This window comes from SAR86 cluster bacterium, from assembly GCA_023703615.1.
Lineage (GTDB): Bacteria > Pseudomonadota > Gammaproteobacteria > Magnimaribacterales > D2472 > MED-G85.
In genome coordinates, this window is the sequence record CP097971.1 from 723,902 (window position 1) to 738,663 (window position 14,762).

Below are 14,762 nucleotides of genomic sequence, written 5' to 3' on the forward strand. Positions count from 1 at the left end.
ATATATAATATATTATAAATATTACTTATTATGATTACCTTAATTAAACAGACTCAAGCAAAATTATCTGATTTTTTTGCTCTTTCTATGACTAAATTCTTTAGACTTATCGCTGATAGCTTTTTTTTAAAAAGGTATGGTCATAGAGCGGTTGTTTTAGAAACAGTCGCTGGAGTTCCGGGTATGGTTGCAGGTGTTTGGATGCATTTTAAGAGTTTACGTAAAATGAAAACAGGTTATGGTGCTCAAATCAGAGAAATGCTTGCTGAGGCTGAAAATGAACGTATGCATCTGATGTTTTTTATTGAAATTGCCAAACCCAACATTTTAGAACGTTTTATAGTTCTTTTCTCGCAACTGTTATTTGGTATATTTTATGTGATCATGTACATATTTTTTACAAGAACTGCGCATCGCATGATTGGATACTTTGAAGATGAAGCAGTTAGTAGTTATACCGATTACCTTAAAATGGTTGAATCAGGTAAAGTAGAAAATACCCCCGCTCCCCATTTAGCAATAAATTATTACGGCCTAGGATCAGATGCAAAGTTATCAGATGTCATAAAGTGCGTGCGAGCAGATGAAGAACATCATAGTCAGACAAATCACAATTACGCTGATAATCTGTAAAATTAATTAGTAATTTAAATAATCTTTTACTGCTTTTTTGTCAGCTTTTCCATCAGATTTGAATGCATCAAATAGCTTCTGTTTAAGATTTGGCATTTTGCCTTCTGCCATTCTTTTGATTTGTTGATAAAACCATGCCATTGCACCAAATGCATTTATTGCTTTGATAATAGTAAAAGGGCTCGATGGAGATAGTATCCATGGACCTAATGAGAGTGTTTTTTCATAAGACGGTAATATTGATAATTCGTCATTCATCATTTTTTTAATACACATTGGATCAGCACACAAAGGTCTTCCTATGCCAACTATTTGACAGATACCACTACCAAGGGCACTTTCAATTCCTTCCTTCGATCTAAATCCTCCTGTAACCATTAAAGGTAGAGAAACTGCCTCTCTGATATTTTTGGCATATTCAAGAAAATATGCCTCTCTTGCAATAGTGCTTTTTTTTCTTATTTCACTTCTCTTTGGATTAATACTAATATCATCTACACCAATTAGTCTTGGTTGTTCATATGTTCCACCAGAAATCTCTAAAAGATCAAGGCCGGCGGTCTCTAGAATTTTTGCTACCTGAATACAGTCGCTTGCACTGAATCCACCTTTCTGGAAATCAGCTGAATTAATTTTCATTGAAATTGGAAAATCAAAACCAACTTGTTTTCGGCATTCTTTTATAATTTCAAGATGAACTCTTATTCTATTCTCAATGCTTCCACCCCAATCATCTTTTCGTTGATTGATATCGGGAGATAAAAATTCTGATAAAAGATATCCATGCGCTGAGTGGATTTGAATTCCAGTAAAACCAGAATCTCTTGCTACCTTGGCTGTAAAAACAAATCTTTTAATTACGTCTAATATATCGTCTTCGGTCATTGGGATTGGATTGCCATAACTCTTACCAGGAATTTTGAGTCTTACGTTTGATGGCGCAAGTGGTGAAGAGTTAACCTCTCCAGGTGTTTGTCTCCCAGCATGGGATATCTGCATCCATAATTGTGTATTGTTTTTTGTGCCAGCATTAGCCCAAGCTTTTAGCATCTCTGACTGTTGCTTATAGTTATTTTCATCAATAACTACATTTGCTGGGCCTTCTACATGCCTTCTGTCTACTTGAACATTACCTGTTAAAGATATTCCAATGTTTCCTTCTGCCCAAGTTTTGTATAAATTTATATGCCCTTGGTGAGTAAGGCTATCACCTTTTGCAATTCTTTCTGTCATAGCTGCTTTACAGATACGATTTTTAATTGTTTGACCACATGGCAGATCAAAAGGCTCATTCATTAGACTAGACATATATATTCTCCAATAGTGGTAGAGCTATTGGTTTAAAACTAAAACCAACTAGTCCCCTTCTTCAAGAGATTAGACTATGTCCATGAAAAATAGTCAAAACATAGAGAATCTCAAGTATGAATACATTTTTGTTACACTTCGGTAACAAATTTCAAAATGTACATAAAATTTTAAAATTATTATATTAAATTTGTAATAATAAATTTTCTAAAGTTATGTTACTTATTTGATTATGCAAAGACGCTCATTCTTAAAATTTTTTACCCTTTTGTTGACCTCATTAAGTTTAAAGCTAAGATCAAAAAATAATAAAAGTAAAGAGATATTTTTTAATCATGGTGTTGCAAGCGGTGACCCAACACATACTAATGTAATTCTTTGGACAAAATTAACAAAAAGCAGTAACAATTCTATTCAAGTCAATTGGGAAATATCAGATAATATTGATTTTATAAATATAATTAATCAAGGTCGGACTAAAGCATCAGAATATAATGACTTTACAGTAAAGGTTGATGTAAAAATTCCTGAACAATATAACGGAATATCTGTATTCTATAGATTTAGTTGTAATAATCAATTTTCTGATATTGGCAAAACAATTACCTTACCCATTTATAATCCAGATGAGTTTAATATCGCCTTTTGTAGCTGCTCAAATTATCCTGCTGGTTTTTTTAATGCATACAAAGACGTAGCTAATAACGATGAAATTGATCTTGTTTTACATCTAGGTGATTACTTGTACGAGTATGATAAAAATGGATATGCATCTGAGAATGCTGCAGAACTTGATAGAGTCAGTATTCCTTCTAATGAGTTAATTTCACTTCAAGATTACAGATTAAGGCATGCTCAATATAAAAGTGATAAAGATCTTCAACTTTTACACAAGACAAAGCCTATGATTGTTGTGTGGGATGATCATGAGTTCACAAATAACACATGGAAAAATGGTGCAGAAAATCACTCTTTAGATGAAGGTATATTTTATGAAAGAAAGATAAATGCTTTAAAGGCTTACTATGAATGGATGCCAATCAGAGAAAATCAAAATAAAACAACTATTTGGAGAGATTTTAAAGTTGGCAATTTATTTCAATTGCTAATGCTAGATACAAGATTAATATCAAGAGACAAACAGCTTGATTTGAATTCATATTATTCTGATAAAACATTTGATATTGAGTCTTATAAAAAAGATTTACAAAAACCAAGAAAATTACTAGGAAATCGACAATTTAAATGGATAGAAAATGTGCTTGATAAAAGTTGCAAATGGTCAATATTTGGTCAGCAAATTCTAATTGGTCCTCAATATATGCCGGCTGAATTTATGGAAATTGATAAATCTTCAATTCCAGAATATATGCACATATATCTCGAGCTTGCAGGTAAAAAGTTACCTTGGAATACAGATCAATGGGATGGGTATCCTAAAGAAAGAGAAAAATTTTATAACACAATTCGAGATAATCAATCAAATATAATTTTGGCTGGGGATACCCATTCATCTTGGCTATCAAATCTTTATGATAATAAAAATAGTTTTATTGGTATTGAGATAGGAGCGCCATCAATCTCTTCTCCAAACGCTGTAGATATGTTTGGCGATTATGCTAATCAAATTGATGATCAATATTTACAATCAAACAAAAATTTAATTTATACAAATAGCTCACACAAAGGATATGTGCAGATAACTATTAATTTAGAAAATGTTGAGGTAGTTTATAAATATGTTTCTACAGTCAAATCACGGAAATATTCTAAGTTTCAATCAAAAACATTCGTCATCAATCACAATAATCCAGTATAAAAAAATTCACTTTTAAGTAACAAAAAATTTCAGAAAGTTTCTATACCTTCACACATAAGGAACATGATTGAAGTTCAATAGATGTGCTTAAATTAACATTTTTAGATAATCATGAAACATTACATTTTAGTTTTTCTAATAATCTTCTCTTCATTGAGTTATTCACATGAAATAAAGACTGTAATTGTTGAATTAAATGGTATGGACTATGTAAACGATGATTTAACCTACGGTAATCAAATACTTTGGATTCCTGAAATTGATGAAGAGGTTGTTGCATCTGGAAGTGTACAAGGCTTTTTAGCCAGATATAAAAAAGGTGATCTTCCTGACCCTGAAAAAGGTTTTGATTCAACAGAACAAAGATGGAGCCATTTACCAAATTTAAGTTTGTATTTTGATGAGCCAGCTTTCATATATTTAAGTCATGGCAATGGATATGTGAGACTGTCCTATCAATCACAAGTTAGTATACAAGAAATGATGGATTACGCCACTGGTAGAAAGTTAAAAATAGTTATTCACAAAAACTAATATTAAGCTAAAAACGTTTAAAAAATTTTAACTAATCAAAAATTATGTCAATAATTTATCTTCTTGGCATCAAACTTGTCTCTGAAATTTTTAATACGATTCCAGTCACCATTAATAACAATTGTTTTACCTTCATCTTGAATGTTTAGATACATATTATTACCATCAGATGAAAAACAAATGCCAGCAATTTCTGAGCTACTATTACCAGCAACTCTTCCAAGTGGATAAAGCATACCATTTTGAGTACAACCAATTAATCTGCATGCATTGCTATCATTATCCTCACAGATAATGAGATCACCCCACGGTGTGACATTAATATTATCTCCTTCCCATAAGTCTTTTGTATCAGTTGATTCATAAAATAATGTGATTTTAGATTTACTTGGAGCATATGACCAAATTTGACCCAGGCCTGCTTGACCGCCGTCTTTACAAGTAAAATAAATAACACTTTCTGAGTTAGCATCATTTGTAAAAATTATTCCTTCTCCACCACAAAAGATAGTTGCACCTTTTGATTTACCCTGAGTTTTTGTTCTTTTTTTCGAAGCACTTGGATCATCAATTAGGACCCAATCAACTGGAAAAGAATCGCCTGATTTTATAGAACCATCTTTGTTCTCAGTGCTTTCTAAGTTCTTAATTTTAAGAGCTTCGAGAACACCTCCTCCGTCTAACTTATCTTTAATAGATGGTGTAAATTTATAAAACAAGCCCATGGGGTCATCTTCTGTTTGATATATAGTGCCTTTTTTATCATTAATATCTACCGTGACAGCTTCTCTTTTAAATCTGCCCATTTCTGATAATCTTTTGAAACCATCTAAGAATTTTGTTTTTGGACAAATCTCAAATGCATAACCATGATCTTTATCGTAGGTTTCTTCACATGAAATCCAAGTATTCCATGGGGTTTTTCCCCCAGCACAATTCTTTTTTGTTCCTGTAAGACTTCTTCTTGAATCAATTACTTTTTTACCACTAGAGTCTAGTATTAAGGTAGTAGTTCCACCATCATAAGGAACACCATTACGTTTATCATATGCAGATATGGGGTCAAGCCTCTTATCTAAATTATCTGTTTCATGATTTATTATAAGAGCATTATTTCCATCATCTAACTTAAATGCTGCCATTCCGTCAGGTCTTCTGCCATATGAAAGTCCATCAGCCATAATATCTCCAGATGAAATTAGCACTTTGTATGAGAAATTTATAGGTAAATCAAATAAACCAAGTGGGTCTGATAATAGAGAACCATCCCAAAAGTCATTGATTGTACTTTTTAGGACAGAGCTCTTTAAAGCTCCAGTATAAGTATACAAAATAAATAAGGCAGAAGACTTTGCAGCAAGTTTTAAAAACTCTCTTCTATTATTAGTTATCATGTTTGTATATTAATTATTTTTTGGATTTTTTAAATATGTCTTTTTATATTTCACATAATTGTCTCATTCATGAAACTTTTTTGATTGAAATATAATAACCAAATCTACACTTGATTGTTGCATTTATTTAACAATTATCAGTTACATTATATTTTATATAGTTGTTTGTTTTTAATTAAGATTAAGAAAACAGTAATAATGAAAGACGACCTTACAATCGTTGTTCCGTGTAAAAACGAAGAATCCTATATCTATTATTTGCTTGATTGTTTAAAGAAACAAAAAGGTATAGAAGGCATAAGAATTTATATCGCAGATTGTTCAACTGATAATACAAGAAGAGTTATTGAAAATCATAAAGATTGGTTGGATGTTGAAGTTATTGAGGGTGGGCCTGTCTCAGTTGCCAAAAATAACGGTGCATATTTAGTAACCACTCCATATATTCTTTTTATAGATGCTGACGTTAGATTTTTTTCAAATACAGTAATCTACGATACTTTAAAACAAATGAAAGTAGAGGATTTAGATTTAATAGGACTAAATATTAAATGTTACGACAAAGATCTAGGGGCTCAATTAAGTTTCTCAATATTTAATGTATTAAATAAAATATTGTCAAAGTGGATTCCTTTTGCTGTAGGAGCATATTTACTTACTCGTAAAGATAAATTTTATGAGCATGGTAAATTTCCATGCAAGTATCCAACATCGGAGGATTTTCACTTATCGAGGAAATATGATCCAAAGAAATTTAAAATTGCTAAACATTACTTTGGACAAGACAGTAGAAGATTTAAAAAGATGGGATATTTAGGTATGTCCATTTATTTAATTAAAAACTTTTTATTTAAGGATAACCATAACTATTGGAATAACATAGATGAAAAACGATATTGGTCATAATAGTGTATTCATTTCAGATTTACATTTAGGTAGCAAACACTGCAAAGACAAAGAACTCTTAAAATTTCTTCAAGAAGTTAGAACAAAAAAGCTTTATTTGGTCGGTGATATTATTGATGGTTGGAGACTTAAAAAAAAATGGTATTGGCCAGATAATCATAATAAAGTAATTAAACAACTTATTCGTATTTCAAAATATGCAGAAGTTTATTGGATTAGTGGTAATCATGACGAGTTCTTAAGAACAGTTCCAACAATTAACATTGGAAATATTGAAACACATAATAGAATAGTTCACGTGGGTGTTGATAAGAATAGATATCTTGTAGTGCATGGTGATATGTTTGATTATTTGATGAGAACAAAATTTGGTAAAAGAATAATGTATATAGGTGATTGGGGTTACGATAGATTAATTAATATCAATTATCTATTAAATAAAATACGAGCATTCTTTGGTTACAAACCTTGGTCATTATCAAAATATCTTAAAAGAAAAGCTAAGATAGCAACAAATTTCATCGGTGAGTTTGAAGCAGAAATGGTTAATTACGCAAGAATGAAAAAGTATGACGGAATTATATGTGGTCACATACATCATGCAGAAATTCGACAACACGATGAAATTAAATATATGAATGATGGCGATTGGTGTGAAAGCTGTTCAGCGCTTATTGAAGATCACGAAGGTAACTGGATCATAGAGTATTATTAACCATTTTAGATATTGGTCACTATATGGTCACGTTAAATATAAGGGATTTATGTATTCTAAATGGTGGAGCTATTGGTTCAAAACTGGAACCAACTAGTCCCTTCTTCAAGAGATTAGACTATGTCCATGAAGAATATTCAAAACATAGAGAGTCTTAAGTATGAATATATTTAAGTAGTTTTCATGATGATGGCGGAAGAAGCTTTAAGTCATTAGGTAACTTAATAACTCTAGCTTCTTAGCATGCGCACAAATCTTTTTGCTGTAACTTAATTACTTTTATCATATTCAGCAACAAAAGCATCACAATCCTTTTTTGTGTTCTTTTCACATTAAATTCAAAATTAGTTACTTCTTTGTAATATTGAGAAAGTAAATTTTTACAAAACAATAAAATAAATAATAAAAATGTAAACAAAATTTTAATATTATTACTTTAAATTTATAATAATAAATGTACTACAATTATATTACTCATTTCGTTGGAGATACCAAAATCCAGATGTTATTATCTATATATGGAGGATTAGAAGAAATATGGGCATTGCAGTAAGTGATATCGTCTTAATTGTCTTGGTGGTTTTAATCATCTATGTAGTTTTTTTATCAATTAAAATTGTGCCTCAATCAAAAGTTTTTGTTATTGAGAGATTTGGTAAATTTACTAGAATCTTAGAATCTGGATTATCTTTAATTGTCCCTTTTGTTGATAGGGTTGCTTTTCGGGTAGATATCTTAGAAAGACAATTACCTCCATTTAAAATGTCAGTTATTACAGAAGATAATGTTGAAGTTGAGTTAGTTGCTACAGTTTTTTTTAGAGTTCTAGATGCTGCTAAATCAGTGTATAGAATTAGAAATATAGATCTTGCGATTGAAAATACTGCTATCTCAGTTGTGCGTTCAGCTGCAGGAAAACTTGAGCTAGATGATCTACAATCAAGTCGAGAAGCAATGAATCAAGAAATTGCTGCAAGACTTTCAAAAGCTGCAGAAGTATGGGGTGTTGAGGTAACTAGAACAGAAATACTTGATGTTTTAGTTGATGAAAAAACAAAGGAATCACAAAGACAGCAGTTAAATGCAGAAAGAGAAAGAAGAGCAGCTATTGCAAGAGCCGAAGGCGATAAAAGAAGTGTAGAACTAAAGGCAGATGCTGAACTCTATGAAGCAAAAAAACAGGCAGAAGCAGTGAAAGTTGAGGCAGATGCTGAAGCTTATGCCGTAAAAATTAAAGCGGAGGCAGATGCAAAGCAAACTGAATTGATTGCTGAAGCTATAAATAATAATGGTCAATCCGCAATAAATTATGAAATTATGAAACGGCAAGTTGAAGGACTCTCAGATATTGCTTCTTCTAATCAAACAAAGACACTCTTTATCCCGTCTGATATAACCAAAGCTCTTGGCACACTTGAACTATTTCTTGACGGAATAGTAAATAAAGAAGTTAAAAATGATAATTGAAACCCTTCTATACTCTGGAAATGTTTGGTTAATCATAGGCTTAACCCTTGCAATTCTTGAACTTACGAATGGTACTTTAATAGTTTTCTTGCCAACTGGATTGAGCGGACTTCTTACAGGCTTAGTTTTAAAATTACAAGAAAATGAAACGCTTGGGATCTTTTTAAAAGATTGGGCCATAACATTGACTTTTTGGGCAATTATTTCATTGCTCTTGTCATTGGCTTTAAATTTTCTTGTTAAAAAAAGAATGATATCTAAAGATATTAATAATTATTGATCAATTGAAAACTTTTTAATATTAATGTCTGTGTGTTGTCCATGATTTTAATGGAATAGCAGTTATAAGATGGTGGAGCTACGCGGGATCGAACCGCGGACCTCTTGAATGCCATTCAAGCGCTCTCCCAGCTGAGCTATAGCCCCATAAAAAGACGTTATTGTACATGATGAATTTATAAGATACAGGCTGAACTTATTCGTGACCAGACTTTTTCTTTAATAAATAATGCGAAACGAAATATTCTTTACCATTATTTAATGCAAAGAATGCCTCACAAGATAGAAAAAATATTCTCCATCTGTTGAACCAAATTTTGGGTTTGTCATAGTGTTTTTGAAATACGTCTAATATTTTTTTTCTATTTATATAGTGATTATTTAACCATGCCTTACAAGTTTTTGAATAATGGTTTCCATTAATATCCCATTGATTGATAATTTCTAATTCATCGTCAAAATACTCAAAAATATCTTTGCTCGGCATAATTCCACCTTGAAAAAAATACTTTGTCATCCAATCAAAATTGTTTTTCATTTCATAAAAATAAGTTAACTTTTTATGACAAAAAATATGGATAAATAATCTCCCATCAGGTTTTAGAAGATTGTTTAGAGAGCTTAAAATTAATTTATAGTTCCGAAGATGTTCAAACATTTCAATTGAAATAATTCGATCAAATTGTGTATTTAACTCTAAACTATTAACATCCATTTTATAGGCTGTGATGTTTGGTAACCCTCTTTTTCGAGCTTCATTTTTAATATGTGTAATTTGGTCGCTAGAATTACTAACTGATGTAATGTTTGTATTTGGATATTTTTTGGCTATATATAAAGAAAAACTTCCCCATCCACAACCCAAATCGAGAATTTCATGACCATCCTTAATATTAGCTCTTTCTATATAAAGCTCAAGCATAGATGTTTCTGCTTCATCTAATGAATTTACGTTATCAAAAAGCGAACAAGAATATTTTAGATTTGTTCCTAAAACATGGTAAAAATATTCAGGAGGAACTTCATAATGTTGTTTATTGGCATCAGATGTTTTTTCAGCAACAGCACCTTTAGAAAGCGCACTAATGATTTCAGGCTTATTGTAATCAATATTAGATTTACTTATGCGCTTATTTGAAATATATCTTGCAGCAATTTTAATTAAAGCATCAGGAATAAATCCTGATTCGGCTAGTAATAAAAGAAATCTAGTCATATGTCATTAAGCTAACATAGATAAACTAGTATGAAAATAAAAAAAATATGAGATTTTTCATAAAAAAAAGGGGCTAAAGCCCCTTTTTTAAATCAAATACCTTTTAGAATTTAATACTAAAAGATGTTGATATAGTTCTTCCAATAAGAAGAGTTCCTCTTTCAACTTGATATCTATCTTCTGATCCATCATGATCAAGAGGGTTAGATACTCTTATTGCAAGAGTGATATCTTCTGTTGGTGTATATACATAACCAATTGTATCTGTAAAATAGCCATCATATTCAGTCATTGGTTGTCCACTTGCACCGATGTATCTGTCTGCTCTTATATCGGTCTGCTGTTTATTGATATATCCACCATCAACAAAATCCATTTTGTAGTATGCGAAGTGATCGTTTTTAGCTAGACCAATAGTTAAATCTTGAACCCACTCAGGATCAGATGCATAACCAGTTTTGTCAACTAAGTCAGCTGGATCTCCAGAGTCAGCTTGGTTTCTTTTATCTTGTTGATAACCTCTCCAAGCAAGTGATAGATTTCCTATTGAAAAGTCTTTATCCCAGTTAATTCTGTAAATGTAAGTACCAAAATCTATAGTACCCGCATTACCAGCTCCAACAGAGAATCCATTAACTTGGTTTGTTTCAGGATCTCTAGTGAAACTATCACAGAAGTTATTTGGAAATGAAGCTGCATCGTAACATGCCTCCATAAAATCAATTAAAGCAAATGTTGTTACATAATCTGTTAGAAGAATTTCTATGTAATCTGCTGACATTGAGACATTTCCAATTGCGTCAAAGAAATCGTTTGAAGGTGTGTAAATAATACCGTAGGAATTTGTTTCACCACTTTCATCTAATAGTCTTGGGTTACCACCGGAAACACCTTGAACAGTACCACCAGCAACGAAACTTCTAAACGTAGAAGTATCTATACCTATCGATGCACAGTTTGCCGCTCTATTAGCAGGAAAATCTCCATCAGCAACATATCTAGCATCACAAGGATCTTCTGCTTGTTGAAAACTTGGATTTAAAGGACCATATAAGTCATCAATGTTTGGTGACTTTGTAGTTGTTTGTTCTGAAGCCCTAACAGCAATTTCATCGTTAATTCTCCAGAATATACTTAATGCATCAACGTCGTATTTATTTGTTCTTAAAGAATTAGTGTTCTCCAATTCTCTATAACCATAGTCGACCCTTACATCTTGTGCAAACGGCATATCTGACACTACTGGAATAGAAAGCTCAATATACTTAGAATCAATATTAAACTGTCCATTTGTACTTTCTGTTTGGGATCCTCTAATAGCAACACTTAGTAGAGCCATTTGATCAGCTAAGTAATCTGCGGTTTCTTTTCTGTTATCAAAACCAAGAACAAATTCTAATGGTCCAGCAGGAAGATCAATTATAGATCCTGATATAGAACCAAACATTGACATTTGATTTAAAGTTGAACCTGAAGTAGCTACAGACGTGAAATATTCTTTTGCAGCAGCATTTTCTGGGTTATTAAAGCCCATTACATTGTAAGGAGCACAATCACCAACACTACCAAGTCCAATACCGCCAGCTAAATATGAACCCCACGAGGAATCATAAGCAAACGCTGGAGTTGCAGGTAGTCTATATGTTGGATCATAATTAAATCTACAATCAATTTCGCCAGTATCTGGATTTATGTCATAGTCCATAGCTGCAGCAAATCTTGCTCCAACAACAAATGGCTCATCAGCCATAATTCTTGTCTCACCCCAACTATATCCAATTTCATAATTGAAGTCTCTGCCCATAGAATCAAAATTACCAGTGACACCCATTGAATAAAATTGTGTTGTACTTTCGTTATTGAAACCATCCCCTCTGAGTGTTGGAGAAAGATCAACATGAAGTTTTTGTAAATATCCTGGACTTGTAGCACTGTAACCAAGTCCTTCCATGATAGCTACAGAATTAGGCGTAAGGAAAGGATCATCAGTATATATTGGGATACTTCCAGATAATGTCCAGCAATTTGCTGCAGTACCTGTGCCATCGCCGTTATAAGTAGCTCCAGCCCATGGCGCAACATATCCACCAGCATTACAATTATCTCTATCTACATAACCAAACCAATAGTCACTGTAGTGTGCTGATGATGATGAACCATCATCTTCTGCTTTAAAAGAATTGTTATAAACATCAAAATACATTTGATGATCATCATTTATATCGTATTTTACAAAAACAGATATATTTTTTCTTTCAAAGCCAGCTCTTAAAATCTTATTATCTTGAATGTTATAAATGCTTGATCCACGTGTATAGTAGTTTCTACCATAAGGAACACCTGGATCCATTGCAGTTAACTGACCAGGTGCACCAAAAATGTACCATAAAGGAGCAGAACCATTTAAGTTTAGGTTACCATTTCCTGAATAACCAACAGCTCCTACTTCATTATCACCCATAGCAGTTAATAAACCTTCAACTGGGTTAGAAACAAGATGGGGACATAAATCACCATTTAAATCACCGTATGATCTATAACCGTTAGCATCTTGAAGGCTTGCACCTCTTGTTGACTCTAAAGCTTTTTGATATGTATGTCCGAGTGTTGCATATATATCTTGTCCTGAATCATTTGGATTTTCGTACCAAAAACCACCAAGACAGTTTTGAATTCTTTGGTTAGCTTGGTCATAAAAAACTTGCCCTTTATCCTCAACTTGAGCATTTAATACAATGTTTCCTCTTCCATCAGCAAAATTACCACCAATGGTTAAGTTAAAGCTATTATCAGTATCCATTCCCGCATAATCATATTGATTAACAGAAATTTCAGCTCCTTCAAAATCATCTTTAAGAATAAAGTTAACAACACCAGCAATAGCGTCAGCACCATATACTGCTGCACCACCTACTGGAACTACTTCAATTCTATCGATCATCGCGCTTGGTATATTATTTAAATCAACCGCAAGACCAAGTCCAGCTCCACCGGTTGGTGATTGTGACCCTACAAATCTTCTACCATTAACAAGCGTTACAGTTCTTGAAGATCCCAATCCAAAGTTTGCAGCAACTTGTTGTCCAGCTCCCATTGAGCTTTGATCGCCTGATAATGAATTAACTGAACCAACTTCTGGTAAATCCGTTAAAGCTGATGCAGCATTTGTATATGCTCTTTGCCTTATTTCATCACCTGAAATTATGGTAATTGGTTGTGCCATTTCTAGCGGGTTTCTAGCGATTCTAGAACCTGTTGTGATAACTTCCTCAATTGATTCATCTGAATCAGCATCTACTTCAGTAACTTCTTCAACATCTTGCGCAATAGCAACAAAAGAGACCAAAGATAAAGCCATTAAGAAAGACCTAAATCTCAATAAATTAGTCATATATTCCCTCAAATTAAATTAAGGTTGCAGAATATACCCTATTTTTTAAGAAAAGGTGAAAAAATTGTATACAAAATATATAAATTTTTTCAGTAAAAGTTAAAGAAATGCTTTAAAAGTGTGATTTTTTGGAAGATTTTGATTTTATATAAATATTCACTAATTTTATTGAAATCTTTGAAAAGTACGTAAAAACGTTTTTATAGAAAGATATTTTGAGTCTTTTGATCATTAGAATTTAAAAATATAAATATATAAACAATACATAATCTTTTACAATTTATTATTATATAAATAAATAAAAATTAATATGCTTTTAAAAAACAAAAAAATCTTAATATCAGGATTGGCAAATAAGTATTCTATTGCCTCTGGTATAGCAAGTGCCATGCATCGTGAGGGAGCAGAATTGGCTTTTACCTATCAAAATGAAAGATTACTAAAAAAATTAAAACCGTTAGCAAAAGAATATGGCTCTAATATTTTAATAGAATGTGATGTATCTTCAGATGATTCAATAAAAAATTCCTTCGTGGAGCTTAAAAAACGTTGGAGTTCATTTGATGGCTTCGTTCATTCTATTGGCTTTGCACCTGCAGATCAGTTAGAAGGTAATTTTGTAGATGTTACAACCAGAGAGGGTTTTAAAATTGCACATGAAATAAGCTCATACAGTTTTACTGCAATGGCAAAAGAAGCAAAACCAGCTTTAAATGATGGTTCTGCCCTTCTAACTTTAACTTACTTAGGTTCAATGCAGTCATTACCAAATTACAATGTAATGGGATTAGCAAAAGCAAGTTTAGAAGCTAATACTAGATTTTTAGCAGCATCCATGGGTAAAGATAATATTCGGGTCAATGCTATTTCAGCCGGACCTATCAAGACTCTTGCTGCGTCTGGTGTTAAAAATTTTAGAAAGATGCTTTCGCAACATTCATCACGTGCACCGCTTAGGAGAACTGTGACAACTGAAGAGGTTGGAAATGTAGCTGCATTTTTATGCTCTAATTATGCAAGTGGTGTTACAGGAGAAATTACATATGTTGATGCAGGATTTAATACCGCAGCAATGCCGTTAAATGAATTTGAAGAATAAT

General features: G+C 32.3%; 12 protein-coding genes and 1 tRNA gene. 8 read left to right on the top strand and 5 right to left on the bottom strand.

What is annotated here, in order from left to right:
- Window positions 1-30: 30 nt before the first annotated feature.
- On the top strand, window positions 31-633 hold the full coding sequence (locus tag M9C80_03770; GenBank protein URQ69067.1) for an alternative oxidase: 603 nt from the start codon (window positions 31-33) through the stop codon (window positions 631-633).
- Window positions 634-639: 6 nt separating this feature from the next.
- Here M9C80_03770 and M9C80_03775 read toward each other — a convergent pair whose 3' ends face one another.
- Window positions 640-1,941 carry an NADH:flavin oxidoreductase/NADH oxidase family protein gene (locus M9C80_03775; protein URQ69068.1) on the bottom strand — a complete coding sequence of 434 codons (1,302 nt, stop codon included), beginning with the start codon at window positions 1,939-1,941 and terminating at the stop codon, window positions 640-642.
- Window positions 1,942-2,173: 232 nt separating this feature from the next.
- Between M9C80_03775 and M9C80_03780 the strand changes: the two genes are divergently transcribed.
- Window positions 2,174-3,760: an alkaline phosphatase D family protein gene (locus M9C80_03780; protein ID URQ69069.1), complete on the top strand. Its 1,587-nt coding sequence runs from the start codon at window positions 2,174-2,176 to the stop codon at window positions 3,758-3,760.
- Between the two features lie 111 nt (window positions 3,761-3,871).
- On the top strand, window positions 3,872-4,294 hold the full coding sequence (locus M9C80_03785) for a hypothetical protein (GenBank protein ID URQ69070.1): 423 nt from the start codon (window positions 3,872-3,874) through the stop codon (window positions 4,292-4,294).
- 47 nt (window positions 4,295-4,341) lie between these two features.
- On the opposite strand, the gene M9C80_03790 is transcribed toward M9C80_03785, so the two are convergent.
- Window positions 4,342-5,688 carry a PhoX family protein gene (locus M9C80_03790; GenBank protein URQ69071.1) on the bottom strand — a complete coding sequence of 449 codons (1,347 nt, stop codon included), beginning with the start codon at window positions 5,686-5,688 and terminating at the stop codon, window positions 4,342-4,344.
- A 198-nt stretch (window positions 5,689-5,886) separates the two neighbouring features.
- Between M9C80_03790 and M9C80_03795 the strand changes: the two genes are divergently transcribed.
- The 4 genes from M9C80_03795 to M9C80_03810 all read left to right on the top strand — a co-directional run bounded on the left by M9C80_03795 (window position 5,887) and on the right by M9C80_03810 (window position 9,056).
- Window positions 5,887-6,594 (top strand): glycosyltransferase family 2 protein, encoded by a 708-nt coding sequence (locus M9C80_03795; protein ID URQ69072.1) that lies wholly within the window; start codon window positions 5,887-5,889, stop codon window positions 6,592-6,594.
- Window positions 6,572-7,309: a UDP-2,3-diacylglucosamine diphosphatase gene (locus tag M9C80_03800; GenBank protein ID URQ69073.1), complete on the top strand. Its 738-nt coding sequence runs from the start codon at window positions 6,572-6,574 to the stop codon at window positions 7,307-7,309. The genes M9C80_03795 and M9C80_03800 overlap by 23 nt, the downstream gene beginning before the upstream one ends.
- 537 nt (window positions 7,310-7,846) lie before the next feature.
- Window positions 7,847-8,776 (top strand): paraslipin, encoded by a 930-nt coding sequence (locus M9C80_03805; GenBank protein ID URQ69074.1) that lies wholly within the window; start codon window positions 7,847-7,849, stop codon window positions 8,774-8,776.
- Window positions 8,766-9,056, top strand: coding sequence for a hypothetical protein (locus M9C80_03810; protein ID URQ69075.1), 291 nt, complete (start codon window positions 8,766-8,768; stop codon window positions 9,054-9,056). The genes M9C80_03805 and M9C80_03810 overlap by 11 nt, the downstream gene beginning before the upstream one ends.
- 70 nt (window positions 9,057-9,126) lie before the next feature.
- Here the strand turns inward: M9C80_03810 and M9C80_03815 are convergent.
- The 3 genes from M9C80_03815 to M9C80_03825 all read right to left on the bottom strand — a co-directional run bounded on the left by M9C80_03815 (window position 9,127) and on the right by M9C80_03825 (window position 13,662).
- Window positions 9,127-9,202, bottom strand: a tRNA-Ala gene (locus tag M9C80_03815).
- A gap of 49 nt (window positions 9,203-9,251) precedes the next feature.
- A complete protein-coding gene (locus tag M9C80_03820) occupies window positions 9,252-10,271 on the bottom strand; it encodes a class I SAM-dependent methyltransferase (GenBank protein ID URQ69076.1) in 1,020 nt (339 codons plus the stop codon).
- Window positions 10,272-10,374: 103 nt separating this feature from the next.
- On the bottom strand, window positions 10,375-13,662 hold the full coding sequence (locus M9C80_03825; protein ID URQ69077.1) for a TonB-dependent receptor plug domain-containing protein: 3,288 nt from the start codon (window positions 13,660-13,662) through the stop codon (window positions 10,375-10,377).
- Between the two features lie 310 nt (window positions 13,663-13,972).
- On the opposite strand from M9C80_03825, the gene M9C80_03830 reads away from it, so the two are divergent.
- Window positions 13,973-14,761: an enoyl-ACP reductase gene (locus M9C80_03830; protein ID URQ69078.1), complete on the top strand. Its 789-nt coding sequence runs from the start codon at window positions 13,973-13,975 to the stop codon at window positions 14,759-14,761.
- Window position 14,762 lies beyond the last annotated feature (1 nt).